The following is a 12,156-nucleotide window of genomic DNA, read 5'->3' as shown; positions in this document are numbered from 1 at the left end:
GCGGTCAGCCGACGGCCGACGGACGCAGATCGGTCGGGTCGTGCGGGGCGGGGGCCGCCAGGTGGGTGCCGGCCGCTGTGACGAAGAGGCGCAGCAGGTCGTGGACGCGGTAGCGGTCGGGCGGCCCCTCCTGGAGCAGTCCGGCGTCGACGAGCGACCGCAGGACCAGCGCTCCCGAGGCGGTGCCCGGCGATCCGACGCGGTCGGGGGCGGGGGCGCCACCGGACGCGGGCGGCGTGCCCGCCGGGGGGAGCACCGGGGGTCCGCCGGACGGGTCGCCGCGCAGCACGGCGAGCTGCAGGCGTCGCAGCACCGCGCCGGGCTCCACGCCGAGTTCCCCGGCCAGATGGCTGTGGATCCTGCGGTACTCGGCGAGGGCCTCGCCGCGCCGCCCGGAGCGGTACATCGCCTCGATCAGCAGGGCGGAGAGCCCCTCGTGCCCGGGGTGGACCCGGACGGCCTCACGGGCCTCGGCGATCAGCTCGCGGTGCCGTCCCAGGCGCAGTTCGCCGTCGAAGACCCGCTCCACGGCGAGCAGTCGCTCCTCCGCGAGGCGTGGCACCTGGTCGCGGTGCAGCTCGTCGGAGTGGACGTTGCCGAGGAGCGGCTCCTTCCACAGGGCGAGGGCCGCCCGCGCCAGCCGGAGCGCGGCCTCGGGGTCGTCCTCGGCGTACGAGCGGGCGAGCAGCTCGCGGAAGTTCAGCAGGTCGAGCGTGTCGGCGTCGGCGTGCAGCCGGTATCCGCCGGGGACGGCCTCGATGGCGTGGTCGGCCACGCCGTACTTGGCGAACAGCCGCCGCAGCCGCAGTACGCAGGTGTGCAGGGCGGACTTGCCGCCGGCCGGGGGACTGCTGCCCCAGACGACACGCTGGAGGAATCCGGTGGAGACGACGGACCCGGGGTGCAGCAGGAGAGCGGCCAGCAGCGAGGCGGGCCGGGAGGGTGTCAGGACGACCGTCTCACTGCCGTCCGTGATGGCCAGCAGACCGAGCACCAGAAACCGCGGACGGCCGGGCGCCGGTTCGGTGGCGGGCTGCTCGGAAAACATACCGTCGGTTCGCATAACGCTTGTTTCTTCCACAGCCTCTCACATCACAGGGGTGATTGATGCACCAACTGGGTCGGAAAGGGACGCACTTGTCCGCACCCGGATCTCGGGTCGCGAACAAAAGCGTTGCCGGGACGGGAACTTAGAAGCGAATAGGCCGTGAGTCCAGAGGTAGAAGCGAAACGCCGGATGACTTATGGGAAAGCAAGTGGGTGTGGGCTGCAACGAGGTTGGTCCACCGGCACCGAGGGCATACTGTGTGCCTGGGCAGCCGCCGTGCTCCCTCGAAACCAGACTCAGCGGAGGAACACCCATGCCGTGGTGGGGCCTGATCCCGGTCGTCTCGATGATCACCGGGCCTGTCGCTCTTTATGTCATGACTCGGCGGAAACGGGGCGCGCGCGGCACGGACGAGCGTTACGAGGCACTCTCGCGCAAGTACACCGAGCTCCTGGAGGAGTCCACCTCCGGTGAACTGCCCAACGGGCGCGGGCGCTACCCGGACGGCCACTGAACTGCGAGGAGGCCGGCGCGGACCGGCGGGACGGCCGCCTGCACTGGTTTAGACCGTTGAGCGCTGCGGGTGTTCCCGTGTTCGCGCAGGTCGGCGGTGCCGTGGCGGCCGCCTGACCCGGGCGCCGCCGGAAAGGGTCGGCTTGTCCCGCTTGGTGATCTCCGCACGGCGCTGAACTCGCCCCCGCGTGCGGTTGCGTGAGGGTCTGTCCGAGATGCTGCTTTTTTCGCGAAGACGCCGCATGCCCGTCGAATGCCCCCGCTCGTGTGCCCGCGTCATTGCCGCCACGAATGGTGATCGGCGCGCCGATTCCACTGTCTCGCGCGAGACTTCTGTCGCGGCTTTCGAGGTCGGCGAGACGTGAGCGTTGTTCAAATTCCAAAAGCGGAACTCAAGCGTCGATCGTGAGCGGAGCGGAAATCTTCCGCAGGGTTACCGGGGCGGATATCCGTCGCGAGTGAAACGGATTCCTGTATTCCGGCGTCTCGTCGTCCACAGGGGGTGCGGCCGTCCGCCGGTGGCCCGAGCCGACGCCGCCCCGGACGGCCGGTCCGACGTCACCCCCCTCTGGCCCGCCGCCGTCCCCGTGGGATCCGGCGGCGCCGCCCTCCATGGGGTGGCCGTCTCTGCCCCCGCGCGCTTCAGCATTGGTGTAGACCGCTGGCGTCAAGCGAGTCCTGAGGGTCCCGGCGCGACGGCTGTGCACCTCGACCCAAATGCCTGATGTGCCCGGTTCGGTGGCTGCTCATAGGGTCGGAGAACCGACCTGATGCGCATCCGAGGGGCTGGTCGTGGCTCCTGTCAGTGACGCTTTCTACGGGATCCTCCGTCACCACGGCGTGAAGGCGGTGTTCGGCAACCCAGGGTCGAACGAGCTGTCCTTCCTCACAGGTCTCCCGGACGACATCCCGTACTACCTGGTGCTGCAAGAGGGCGCCGTGGCTGCTGGAGACGGACCTGAAGGAGAAGGTCGGAGTGGAGTTCAGCCGCGGCCCGGCCTGGCAGCCGTACATGGTCGAGGACCGCAACCTCGTCACGGGCCAGAACCCGCACTCGGCGGCGAGAGGTCGCTCCCGTGTGGCTGGTCGCCCACGGCGTACCCGTCCCCACTTCCTCGCGGAACGCCGCGCGGTGCTGCCGCAGTTCGTCGCACAGCGGGGCGCGACGGTCCCGAGGTGGCGCCCCGCGGACTCAACTCCGTTCAGGCAGAGTGCCCGTGACGGTGTTCACGCTGCAAGCGTCTCCCTGATAATTTCAGCGGTGGGCGGCGCCGCCATGGCGTCGGGCGTCAAGTCCGCGTCAGAATAGCGACGTTGACAGCCCCTCAGGAGAGCGCTGCCGCAGGGGCGTCGGCGCAGGTGCCGGACGGGTTCGCCACGTCCGGGGCCTGGGGCCGGAGAGATCCGGCCGATCACCTCCGCCGTCGGGTGAACCGGCGGCGGACGGAGGGGCTTGACCGTGGCCCAGCTTGTGGCCTGCGGGCCGTCAGACATACGCGTGAAGGGGAGAACATGAACACCAGGCAGGCCGGCCAGGACCTCGACACGAGCAGGGCGCACTCCGCCCGGATGTACGACTACTTCCTCGGCGGCAAGGACCACTTCGAGATCGACAAGGCAGCCGCCCTGGTGGCCGCCGAGGCCCACCCCGGCATCTACGTGACCGCGCGGGAGAACCGCGCGTTCATGCACCGGGCCACCCGGGTCCTGGCGCGGGAGCACGGAATCCGGCAGTGGCTCGACATCGGCACGGGCATTCCGACCGAGCCCAACCTGCATCAGGTCGCCCAGTCCGTCGCCGTCGACGCCCGCGTGGTGTACGCCGACAACGATCCCCTGGTCCTCAAGTACGCCCAGCGCCTCATGCGAAGCACGACGCAGGGGCGCACGGCATACGTTCAGGCCGACATCAGGGACCCCGAGACGCTGATGAACGCCGTGCAGGACTCCGAGGTCCTGGACTTCGACCAGCCCATCGCCCTGTCCCTGAACGCGCTCATGCACTTCATCACCGATCCGCACGACCCGTACGCCATCATCCAGCAGCTGCTCGCCCCGCTCCCGGCCGGCAGCGCCCTCGCCATGAACCACTGCACGCCCGACTTCGACCCCGTGACCTGGAACAAGGTTGCGGAGGTCTACACCAAGTCCGGTGCTCCCGTGCAGTTCCGCTCGCACGACGCCGTCCGCCGCTTCTTCGACGGACTCGACCTGATCGAGCCCGGCATCGTCTGCTGCCACCGCTGGCGGCCTGAGGCTCCGGCCGACGGGACCGAGCCGACCGACGCTCAGATCAGCCTCTGGGCGGGAGTGGGCATCAAACGCTGAGAACGTCACGAACGATCGCGCGGACGCCGGGACGCGGAGTCACCGCCGAGGGGACGTCCCGGCTTGGACGCCGACGCGTCATCGGTGCGCCCCGGCGGCGAGGTCGTGGAACGCCCGGCGTTCGGCGGTGATCGCGTCGCCGGTCCTGGTGGGGTGCACGCGGTTGGTCAGCAGTACGGCGTAGCGTCCCGCGGCCGGGTCGACCCACACGCTGGTGCCGGTGAACCCCGTGTGCCCGAAGGAGTCCGGGCCGAATTCCTCTCCGGCGGGGGAGCCGACCGGGTCGCGACCCTGCCAGGCGAGCGCGCGGCGCGGCCCCAGGCTGTCGGTGTGCGGTGCCGTCATCAGCGCGAAGGTGTCCGGGCGCAGCAGGCCGCGGCCGCCGGCGGCCAGCGCGGTACCGATGCGTTCCAGGTCCTCCAGAGTGGAGAAGAGACCGGCGTGCGCGGCGGGCGCGCCGAGCACGACCGCGTTCTCGTCGTGGACCTCGCCGACCACCGTCCGCCCGCGCCACGGGCAGTCCTCCGTGGCCACCGCCCGCGCCCGGCGCTCCGCATCCGGCGCGAAGCCGGTGTCCCGCAGGCCGAGCGGCCCGGACACCAGCCGCTCCACCAAGGCGTCCAGCGGTTCCCCGGACGCCGCTTCGGCGATCAGTCCGAGGACGATGAACCCCTGCGAGGAGTACTGCACCCGTGTGCCCGGCCGGGCGGTCAGGGGCAGCAGGCGCACCGCCTCCAGGAGCGCGGCCCGGGTGGGATGTTCGCGGTAGAGCGGGACCCGGCCCGGGATTCCCGAGGTGTGCGTGAGGAGGTGACGTACGGTCAGGTCCGCCTTGTCGCCGCCGCGGTACTCCGGGAGATGAGCGCCCACCGTGTCGTCGAGACCGAGTGTGCCGCGTTCCACGAGGGCCATCACCGCCAATCCGGCGAGCGGCTTCGTCACCGAGGCCAGGTCCCACAGGTCGTGGCCGTCCAGCGGCGGTCCGTCCCAGCTCCGGGTGCCGATCCAGCCCCGGTCCACCGGGCCCGAGGCGTCCCCGACGGACCAGGCGGCACCGGAGTGGACACCCAGCTCCCGTCCTCGTGCGAGCAGGTCGGCCGGCGCGCTCACGAACGCTCTTCCCGGGTTTCGGCCCGCACCAGGCCGAGCATCGGAGCGCGGGCGCCGAGCCCCGCGGACACCGTGCGCGCGGCGGCCCTGACCATCGGCCCGAACACCTCCACGCTGTCCGGGTCCAGGGTGAAGGTCACCCCGGCGACACCGATCGCCCCCACGACCCGGCCCGCGGCGTCCGTCACGGAAGCCGCCACCGATCGCACGTCCAGTTCGTCGTACTCGTCGTCCACGGCGTAGCCGCGCTCGGCCGCCTCGGCGAGCAGCCTGCGCAGGAGTGCCGGGTCGGCCGGGGTGTAGGGGGTGCGGGCCTCCAGGTCCAGCGTGTGGAGCACGCCGTCGCGCTCGTCGGCGGGCAGCGCCGAGAGCATCGCCAGCCCCACTCCGCTGGCGTACAGCGGGGCGCGGTGACCCGGCCGGATGCTGATCCGGTACTCGCGGGCCGGCTCCGACTGCTCCAGGCAGACCGCGTCCCGCGCGTCACGGGCCGCGCAGAACGCCACGTGTCCGGTGTGCCTGCGCAGGTCCGCCAGGGCGGGCCGGGCGAGTTCGAGGAAGCGGCTGTCGTTGAGCGCCGCCGCGGCCAGGCCCAGCAGGCGGGGACCGGGACGGTAGCTGCCGCCCTCGGTGGCCTCCGCGAAGCCGTGTTCCGCCATGGTGCGCAGATGCCGGTGGACGGTCGGCTTGGCCAGCCCCGTACGGCTCGCGATCTCCGCCAATCGATGCGGACTGCCGGGCTGGACGAGTGCTTCGAGCACCTCCATGGCCTTGTCGACCGGGCCCTTGACGAGTTCCTGGTCGACCGACCGGGTGTTGACCGCTTTCACCATGTCGCTTAGCTTAACCCAACCGCATTCCATCTGACGGAACGGAGGTGTTCTTCAATGGAACGATTTCTTCAGGGGTGCACGGCGGACCGCAGCGGTCCCGGCCGGCGCCAGGTCCTGCGGACCGGCGGTCTGCTGCTCGGAGCCCTCGGCGCCCCCGCGCTCCTGACCGCGTGCGGCACGAGCGCCGCGGCCGACCGGGCCGGCAACGTCCTGCGGGTCTCCCAGCCGGGCGACCCCAAGACGCTCGACCCGCAGAAGCAGGGCGACATGGTGTCGATGAACGTGCTGATCAACATGTTCGACACGCTCACCACCCGCGGCCGGGACAACCGGTTGCACCCCGGGCTGGCCCTGTCCTGGAAGGCGACCGACGCGCACACGTGGCGCTTCGTCCTGCGCCCCGGCGTGACCTTCCACAACGGCGAGGCGTGCGACGCCCACGCCGTCGCCTTCAGCATCGAACGACTCCTCGACCCCGCGACCAAGTCGCCCATCGTCGAGCTGCGCTTCGTCAAAGGCGTCACCGTCGTGGACCGGCACACCGTCGACGTGCACACCACCGTGCACGACCCGATCCTGCCCGCGAAACTCTCCCTGTTCGGAGGCGTCGTGGTGCCGCCACGGCACCTTGCCGAGGCCGGCGACGCCGCGTTCGCCGAACACCCCGTCGGCAGCGGCCCCTTCGTCTTCGAGAGCTGGCAGCGCGACCACGAACTGCGCATGCGGGCCTACGACGACCACTGGAACGGCCGCCCCGCCCTCGACGGCGTCGTCTTCAGCCCCGCGCCCAACGCCTCCTCCTCGCTGGCCTCCCTGCAGAGCGGCGGAGTCGACCTGGTCGCCGGACTCACCCCGGACGCCGCCCAGCAGCTCGACGGCTACGGCGGAATCAAGATCGACGGCCACACCGGGATCCGCACCGCCTACCTGTCGCTGAACACCCTGGAACGCGGCCCCCTCCAGGACCGCCGAGTACGTCAGGCGCTCAACCACGCGATCGACGTACCGCTCCTGATCAAGGCCGTACTCGGCGGCAAGGCCACCGAGACCCCCGCCCTCGTCCCACGGGGCGCCTTCGGCTTCGACCCCACGGTCAAGCCCTTCACCCGCTCCCTGTCCACCGCGCGCCACCTGCTCGCCGAAGCCGGCCACCCGCACGGCTTCGCCACCACGCTCACCGCCTCCAACGTCGACGCCAACGTCGCCGAGGCCCTGTCCGGTCTGCTCTCCCGCGTCGGCGTCGACGCCCGCGTCGACCTGCTCGACCCCGGTACCTACTCCGCCCGGCTCACCTCGGACAACCGCGGCGCCCTCGGCCCGGTCTACCTCGCCGCCAGCACCGTGTGGACGCTGGACGGCGCCAGCATCGTCCAGTCCAACGTCCGCAGCGACCGGCGCCAGAGCCGCTGGCACTCCAAGGAGGCGGACCGCCTCGTCGACACCGAGGAACTGTCCGAGGACCCGGCCGAACGCACCCGGGCCCTCTCGGACCTGCAACGGCTGATGCGCGAGGAAGCCCCGTTCGTCTTCCTCTACCAGATCGACAACATCTACGCCCGCAACGACCGGCCCCACTGGACGCCGGGATCCGCCGGCGTCCTCGCCATGGAGAGCGCGGAGGTGACCCGGTGAGCACACCGACCCTCGACCGGCCACCCGCACCGGCGGCCCCTGCCACTCGCCCCGGGCGCAGGACCGGACTCCTGCGCGACGTGGGCAAACGTCTGGCCATCGCCGTGTTCGTCCTCTTCTGCACGGCGACCCTCACCTTCTTCCTGGTACGCCTGTCGGGCGACCCCGTGAAGATCCTGCTGCCACCGGACGCCACCGCCGCGCAGGAACGGGCGCTGCGCCACTCCCTGGGCCTGGACCGGTCCCTGCTCGCCCAGTACCTCGACTACCTCCGGGGACTGCTCCACCTCGACTTCGGCGACTCCCTCGTCTACGGACAGCCCGTGAGCGAGATCCTCGCCGACCGGCTGCCCGCGACCCTCCAACTCGCCGCCGCCGCCCTCGCCGTGACCCTCGTCATCGCGATCCCGGCGGGCATCTTCGCCGCCGTGCGACGCGGCCGGGGCACCGACAGCACCGTGATGACCGGTGTCCTGCTCGGCCAGTCCACCCCGCCGTTCTGGGTCGGCATCCTGCTCATCCTGGTCTTCGCCGTCTGGCTGCGCGTCCTGCCCGCCTCCGGCTACGGCACCTTCGCCCACCTGATCCTGCCCGCCGTCACCCTCGCCGTGTACTCCGTCGCCGTCGTCGCACGGCTGCTGCGCTCCTCGCTCATCGACGTGCTCTCCTCGGACCACATCCGCAGCGCCCGCGCCAAGGGCTTCGGACCGCTTCACGTGGTCCTGCGGCACGGACTGCGCAACGCCTCCCTGCCCGTGGTGACCGTCGTCGGCCTCGAAGTCGGCAACCTGCTCGGCGGCGCGATCCTCACCGAACGGGTCTTCTCCTGGCCAGGAGTCGGACAGCTCACCGTCGAGGCGATCTCCAACCGCGACTTCCCGCTCGTCCAGGCCACCGTCCTGTTCTTCGCCACCACCTTCGTCGTGGTGAACCTGCTCGTCGACCTCTCCTACAGCTTCCTCGACCCGAGGGTGAGGACGTCCCGATGACCGTCACGACCCCCGCCACGACCGACCGGACCGCGGCCCGGACCCCGACCGCCCCCACCGGCTCCGGCAGCGGCTCCCGGTCCGTCGTTCCGCGGGCGCTGCTGCGCAACAGGCTCGCCGTGGCGGCCCTCGCCGTCCTCGCGCTGCTGCTCGTCGCCGCCCTCTTCGCCCCGCTGATCGCCCCCTACGACCCCCACACCCAGAACCTCCTGATACGGCTCCGGCCGCCCGCCTGGCAGCACGGCGGCAGCGGCGCCCACCTCCTGGGCACCGACCAGCTGGGCCGCGACATGCTCTCCCGCGTCGTCTACGGCGCCCGGGTCTCCCTGCTCGTCGGCGCCGGCGCCGCCCTGCTCGCCGGTGCCATGGGCACCGTCGTGGGCCTGTTCGCCGGATACCTCGGCGGCTGGGCCGACCGCGCCCTCATGCGCCTGGCCGACGTGCAACTCGCCTTCCCCGCGCTGCTGCTGGCCCTCGCCGTCGTCGGCTTCCTCGGCTCCGGCCTGTGGACGGTGATCCTGGTCCTCGGCTTCACCGGCTGGGTCTCCTACGCCCGCGTCGTACGCTCCGAGGTGATGTCGCTGCGCAGCCGCGACTTCATCACCGAGGCCCGCGCCATCGGCGTCAGGGACGTCACCATCATGCGCCGGCACCTGCTCCCGAACGTCATGGCACCGCTGGCCACCATCGGCACCCTGCACGTCGCCGCCGCCATCGTCGCCGAGGCCTCCCTGAGCTACCTCGGCCTGGGCGTGCCCAAGGAGACCGTCACCTGGGGCGCGATGCTCTCCGACGGCCAGCTCTACCTCGGCACCTCCTGGTGGGTCGCCGTCTTCCCCGGCATCGCCCTGATGCTGACCTCCCTCTCCATCAACATCACCGGCGACGCCCTGCGGGACGTCGCGGACCCGAAGGCCTACCGCCGATGACCGACGACCGACCCACCCCCGAACCGTCCCGGCGGCCGGGCGACGACCCACCGCTGCTGGAGATCGACGGACTCAGCGTCGAATTCCGGCTCCCCACCTCCGTCGTCCACGCCGTCCAGGACCTCTCCCTGCACGTCCACGCCGGTGAAACCCTCGCCGTGGTGGGGGAGTCCGGCAGCGGGAAGAGCGCCACCGCGCTGTCCGTGCTGCGGCTCAACCCCAGCCCGCCCTGCGTCTACACCGCGGGCGAGATCCGCTTCGACGGGCGCGACCTGCTGAAACTCTCCGAGAAGGAGCTCGGCAAGGTCCGCGGCCGCGACATCGCCATGGTCTTCCAGGACCCCATGACCTGCCTCGACCCGCTCCAGCGCGTCGGCAGCCAGGTCGCCGAGGTCCTGCGCCTGCACACCGGCCTGTCCCGCGCGGACGCCGCACAGGCCGCACTGGCCGCCCTGGACGAGGTCGGCATCCCCGACCCGGCCGCACGCTACCGCCAGTACCCGCACGAACTCTCCGGCGGCCTGCGCCAGCGGGTCATGATCGCCACGGCACTGGTGGCCCGCCCCCGCGTCCTGATCGCCGACGAACCGACCACGGCCCTCGACGTCACCGTGCAGCGCCAGATCCTCGACCTGCTCGTCACCCTCCAGCACCAGCACGACATGGCCGTCGTCCTCATCACCCACGACCTCGCCGTCGTCGCGGAGACCGCCGACCGGGTCGTGGTCATGAACCAGGGCAAGGTCGTCGAGACCGGCGACGTCCTCGACGTCTTCGACCGGCCCGCCGACCCCTACACCCGCACACTGCTGGCGGCCACCCCGCGACTGGAGGCGGCATGAGCACCGACGGCACCACACCCACGTCCACCGCCGGGACGGCGCCCCCTCCCGCTCCGGTCATCCTCGAACTGATCGGCCTGCGCAAGGAATTCGGCACCCGGCACCCCCACGTGGCCGTCGACGGCGTCTCACTCGACGTCCACGAGAACCAAACCCTCGCCCTCGTCGGTGAGTCCGGCTGCGGCAAGACCACGCTGACCCGGCTGCTGCTCGGCCTGCTCGAACCCACCGCCGGCAGCGTGCGCTTCGACGGACAGGACCTCGCCTCCCTCTCCGCCGCCCAACTGCGCGGCATCCGGCGGCAGATGCAGGTCGTCCTCCAGGACCCCTACTCCAGCATGAACCCGCGCATGCGCATCACCGACATCGTCGCCGAACCCCTGGTCACCCACGATCCCGAGGCCCGCGGACGGCGCGCCCGGGCCCGCAACCGGGAACGGGTCGGGGAACTTCTCGAAGCCGTCGGCCTGGACGCCGGCAGCCAGGACCGCTACCCCCACGAGTTCTCCGGCGGCCAGCGCCAGCGCGTCTCCATCGCCCGCGCCCTCGCGCTCCACCCCCGTCTGCTGGTGCTCGACGAACCCACCAGCGCCCTCGACGTCCGCGTGCAGGCGACCGTCCTCGATCTGCTGGCCGAACTCCAGCAACGCCTCGGCCTGACCTATCTGTTCGTCTCCCACAACCTCGCCGTGGTGGCCCAGATCGCCGACCGGGTCGCGGTGATGAGCAAGGGCAGCCTCGTCGAGGTGGGCGACGCGAGGACGGTGCTGCGCCATCCGAGCCATCCCTACACCCGGCGGCTGCTCGACGCCGTGCCCGTCCTCGACCCGCGCCGCGGGCGCCGGGCCGCCGAGCGGGCCAGGGCGTCAGCGGCCGCGGAGAGCCGATGACCAGGACCGCTCCACGAGAGGCGGCACCCGTGCCCCCGGCACAGGCGCCCGCCTCCGCGCCCGCCCTACGCGCGGGACAGGACCAGCCCCGCCCCGCCCAGCAGCGCGACGTCGTCGACGGCCGCCGTACCGACCAGCACCCTCGGCTGCTCGGCCCCCGCGAAAGCGACCGCGTCCCGCAGCCGCTCCTCCACCACGACCCGGAACCGCTCCCCGCCCTCGCGGGCCTCGCCGTGCAGGATGAACAGCCCCGGCGCGAAGAGCTGCTGCACGTTCACCAGCCCGAGCGCCAGGTTGTGCGCATACTCCTCCACCACCCGGCCGGCCACCGGATCCTCGCAGGCGGCCAGCGAGTGCAGCGAGCAGGCCGCACCGAGCCCCGCGGCACTCGCCCGTGCCCGCAGCCAGCCGGTGGTGGCCAGTGTCTTCCAGCACCCCCGGCTGCCGCACGTGCACCGCTCCCCGCTGGCCGACACGGTCATGTGCGCGCCGCTGCGGCCGCCCGGCGGAGCCATCACCTCGCCGTCGTACAGGATGCCCACGCCCAGCACCTCGCCGGTCGAGACCGAGGCGAACGTCCGCCGCCCGCGGCCCGCGCCGAACCAGCGGTCGCCCAGCACCTGCAACCGCGCCCGGTGCTCCACCCGCACCTCGGCCCCGGTCAGCGCGGCCAGCCGGTCGGCCACCGGATACCCGTGCAGCGCGGGCACGTCGTTGACCTCCAGGATCAGTCCCGCGCCGGGGTCCACGAGCCCCGCCGCGGCCACCCCGATCCCCCGCAACCGGTGGTCGGCGAACAGAGGCGCGACCCGGGCCAGCGCACGGTCGATGTCGGCGGGGGCGGCACGCGCCGCGTCGTACGACGACTCGGTGCGGTCCAGGACGCGCCCGGCCGTCGACAGCACGGCCGCCCTGACCCGGCCGGGCACCAGTTCGACGGCACCCAGCCGCGGCGCGGCCGCGGGAGCGGCCGGTTGCTCCGCGGCGTCGGAGACCAGTCGCAACAGGGAACTTTTGTGGACCATGCGCCGACTCTGCCATG

At 71.9% G+C, this 12,156-nt stretch carries 12 protein-coding genes; 8 read left to right on the top strand and 4 right to left on the bottom strand.

The window, feature by feature from the left end:
- Positions 1 to 4: 4 nt before the first annotated feature.
- A complete protein-coding gene (locus ACIRQ9_RS08150; RefSeq protein WP_404168383.1) occupies positions 5 to 1,063 on the bottom strand; it encodes a BTAD domain-containing putative transcriptional regulator in 1,059 nt (352 codons plus the stop codon).
- A 361-nt stretch (positions 1,064 to 1,424) separates the two neighbouring features.
- Between ACIRQ9_RS08150 and ACIRQ9_RS08145 the strand changes: the two genes are divergently transcribed.
- From ACIRQ9_RS08145 to ACIRQ9_RS08135, 3 genes are all read left to right on the top strand, one after another.
- The gene (locus ACIRQ9_RS08145) at positions 1,425 to 1,562 is read left to right on the top strand and encodes a hypothetical protein (RefSeq protein WP_351327861.1); all 138 of its coding nucleotides are present in this window, start codon (positions 1,425 to 1,427) and stop codon (positions 1,560 to 1,562) included.
- 791 nt (positions 1,563 to 2,353) lie between these two features.
- On the top strand, positions 2,354 to 2,782 hold the full coding sequence (locus tag ACIRQ9_RS08140; RefSeq protein WP_404168381.1) for a thiamine pyrophosphate-binding protein: 429 nt from the start codon (positions 2,354 to 2,356) through the stop codon (positions 2,780 to 2,782).
- 291 nt (positions 2,783 to 3,073) lie between these two features.
- Positions 3,074 to 3,889: an SAM-dependent methyltransferase gene (locus ACIRQ9_RS08135; protein ID WP_404168379.1), complete on the top strand. Its 816-nt coding sequence runs from the start codon at positions 3,074 to 3,076 to the stop codon at positions 3,887 to 3,889.
- A gap of 78 nt (positions 3,890 to 3,967) precedes the next feature.
- Here ACIRQ9_RS08135 and ACIRQ9_RS08130 read toward each other — a convergent pair whose 3' ends face one another.
- Both ACIRQ9_RS08130 and ACIRQ9_RS08125 read right to left on the bottom strand, forming a co-directional pair.
- On the bottom strand, positions 3,968 to 4,999 hold the full coding sequence (locus tag ACIRQ9_RS08130) for a serine hydrolase domain-containing protein (protein ID WP_404168377.1): 1,032 nt from the start codon (positions 4,997 to 4,999) through the stop codon (positions 3,968 to 3,970).
- Positions 4,996 to 5,832, bottom strand: coding sequence for an IclR family transcriptional regulator (locus ACIRQ9_RS08125; RefSeq protein ID WP_404168375.1), 837 nt, complete (start codon positions 5,830 to 5,832; stop codon positions 4,996 to 4,998). Before ACIRQ9_RS08125 ends, ACIRQ9_RS08130 begins: the two co-directional genes overlap by 4 nt.
- 54 nt (positions 5,833 to 5,886) lie before the next feature.
- Here ACIRQ9_RS08125 and ACIRQ9_RS08120 point away from each other — a divergent pair, with 54 nt between their 5' ends.
- Genes ACIRQ9_RS08120 through ACIRQ9_RS08100 form a run of 5 tightly spaced genes read left to right on the top strand, consistent with a single transcriptional unit; the run spans position 5,887 to position 11,114 of the window.
- Positions 5,887 to 7,464 carry an ABC transporter substrate-binding protein gene (locus ACIRQ9_RS08120; protein WP_404168373.1) on the top strand — a complete coding sequence of 526 codons (1,578 nt, stop codon included), beginning with the start codon at positions 5,887 to 5,889 and terminating at the stop codon, positions 7,462 to 7,464.
- On the top strand, positions 7,461 to 8,453 hold the full coding sequence (locus tag ACIRQ9_RS08115) for an ABC transporter permease (protein WP_404168371.1): 993 nt from the start codon (positions 7,461 to 7,463) through the stop codon (positions 8,451 to 8,453). The genes ACIRQ9_RS08120 and ACIRQ9_RS08115 overlap by 4 nt, the downstream gene beginning before the upstream one ends.
- The gene (locus ACIRQ9_RS08110) at positions 8,450 to 9,382 is read left to right on the top strand and encodes an ABC transporter permease (RefSeq protein ID WP_404168369.1); all 933 of its coding nucleotides are present in this window, start codon (positions 8,450 to 8,452) and stop codon (positions 9,380 to 9,382) included. The genes ACIRQ9_RS08115 and ACIRQ9_RS08110 overlap by 4 nt, the downstream gene beginning before the upstream one ends.
- Positions 9,379 to 10,224, top strand: a complete 846-nt coding sequence (locus tag ACIRQ9_RS08105) for an ATP-binding cassette domain-containing protein (protein ID WP_404168367.1) — start codon at positions 9,379 to 9,381, stop codon at positions 10,222 to 10,224. The genes ACIRQ9_RS08110 and ACIRQ9_RS08105 overlap by 4 nt, the downstream gene beginning before the upstream one ends.
- Positions 10,221 to 11,114, top strand: a complete 894-nt coding sequence (locus tag ACIRQ9_RS08100; protein ID WP_404168365.1) for an ATP-binding cassette domain-containing protein — start codon at positions 10,221 to 10,223, stop codon at positions 11,112 to 11,114. The genes ACIRQ9_RS08105 and ACIRQ9_RS08100 overlap by 4 nt, the downstream gene beginning before the upstream one ends.
- Before the next feature lie 65 nt (positions 11,115 to 11,179).
- On the opposite strand, the gene ACIRQ9_RS08095 is transcribed toward ACIRQ9_RS08100, so the two are convergent.
- A complete protein-coding gene (locus ACIRQ9_RS08095; protein WP_404168979.1) occupies positions 11,180 to 12,118 on the bottom strand; it encodes an ROK family protein in 939 nt (312 codons plus the stop codon).
- Between the last annotated feature and the right edge of the window lie 38 nt (positions 12,119 to 12,156).

Source organism: Streptomyces sp. NPDC101237 (genome assembly GCF_044767465.1).
In the GTDB taxonomy this organism is placed as follows: Bacteria; Actinomycetota; Actinomycetes; order Streptomycetales; family Streptomycetaceae; genus Streptomyces; species Streptomyces gramineus.
The sequence above is the reverse complement of the archived record's forward strand: the minus strand, read 5'-3'. Positions and strand labels throughout refer to the sequence as shown.

Bases quoted from the DNA above. Each gene is read 5' to 3' on its own strand.
- ACIRQ9_RS08125 (WP_404168375.1), bottom strand. From the start codon at position 5,832: ATGGTGAAAGCGGTCAACACCCGGTCGGTCGACCAGGAACTCGTCAAG.
- ACIRQ9_RS08145 (WP_351327861.1), top strand. From the start codon at position 1,425: ATGACTCGGCGGAAACGGGGCGCGCGCGGCACGGACGAGCGTTACGAG.
- ACIRQ9_RS08110 (WP_404168369.1), top strand. From the start codon at position 8,450: ATGACCGTCACGACCCCCGCCACGACCGACCGGACCGCGGCCCGGACC.
- ACIRQ9_RS08120 (WP_404168373.1), top strand. From the start codon at position 5,887: ATGGAACGATTTCTTCAGGGGTGCACGGCGGACCGCAGCGGTCCCGGC.
- ACIRQ9_RS08100 (WP_404168365.1), top strand. From the start codon at position 10,221: ATGAGCACCGACGGCACCACACCCACGTCCACCGCCGGGACGGCGCCC.
- ACIRQ9_RS08105 (WP_404168367.1), top strand. From the start codon at position 9,379: ATGACCGACGACCGACCCACCCCCGAACCGTCCCGGCGGCCGGGCGAC.
- ACIRQ9_RS08135 (WP_404168379.1), top strand. From the start codon at position 3,074: ATGAACACCAGGCAGGCCGGCCAGGACCTCGACACGAGCAGGGCGCAC.
- ACIRQ9_RS08150 (WP_404168383.1), bottom strand. From the start codon at position 1,063: ATGCGAACCGACGGTATGTTTTCCGAGCAGCCCGCCACCGAACCGGCG.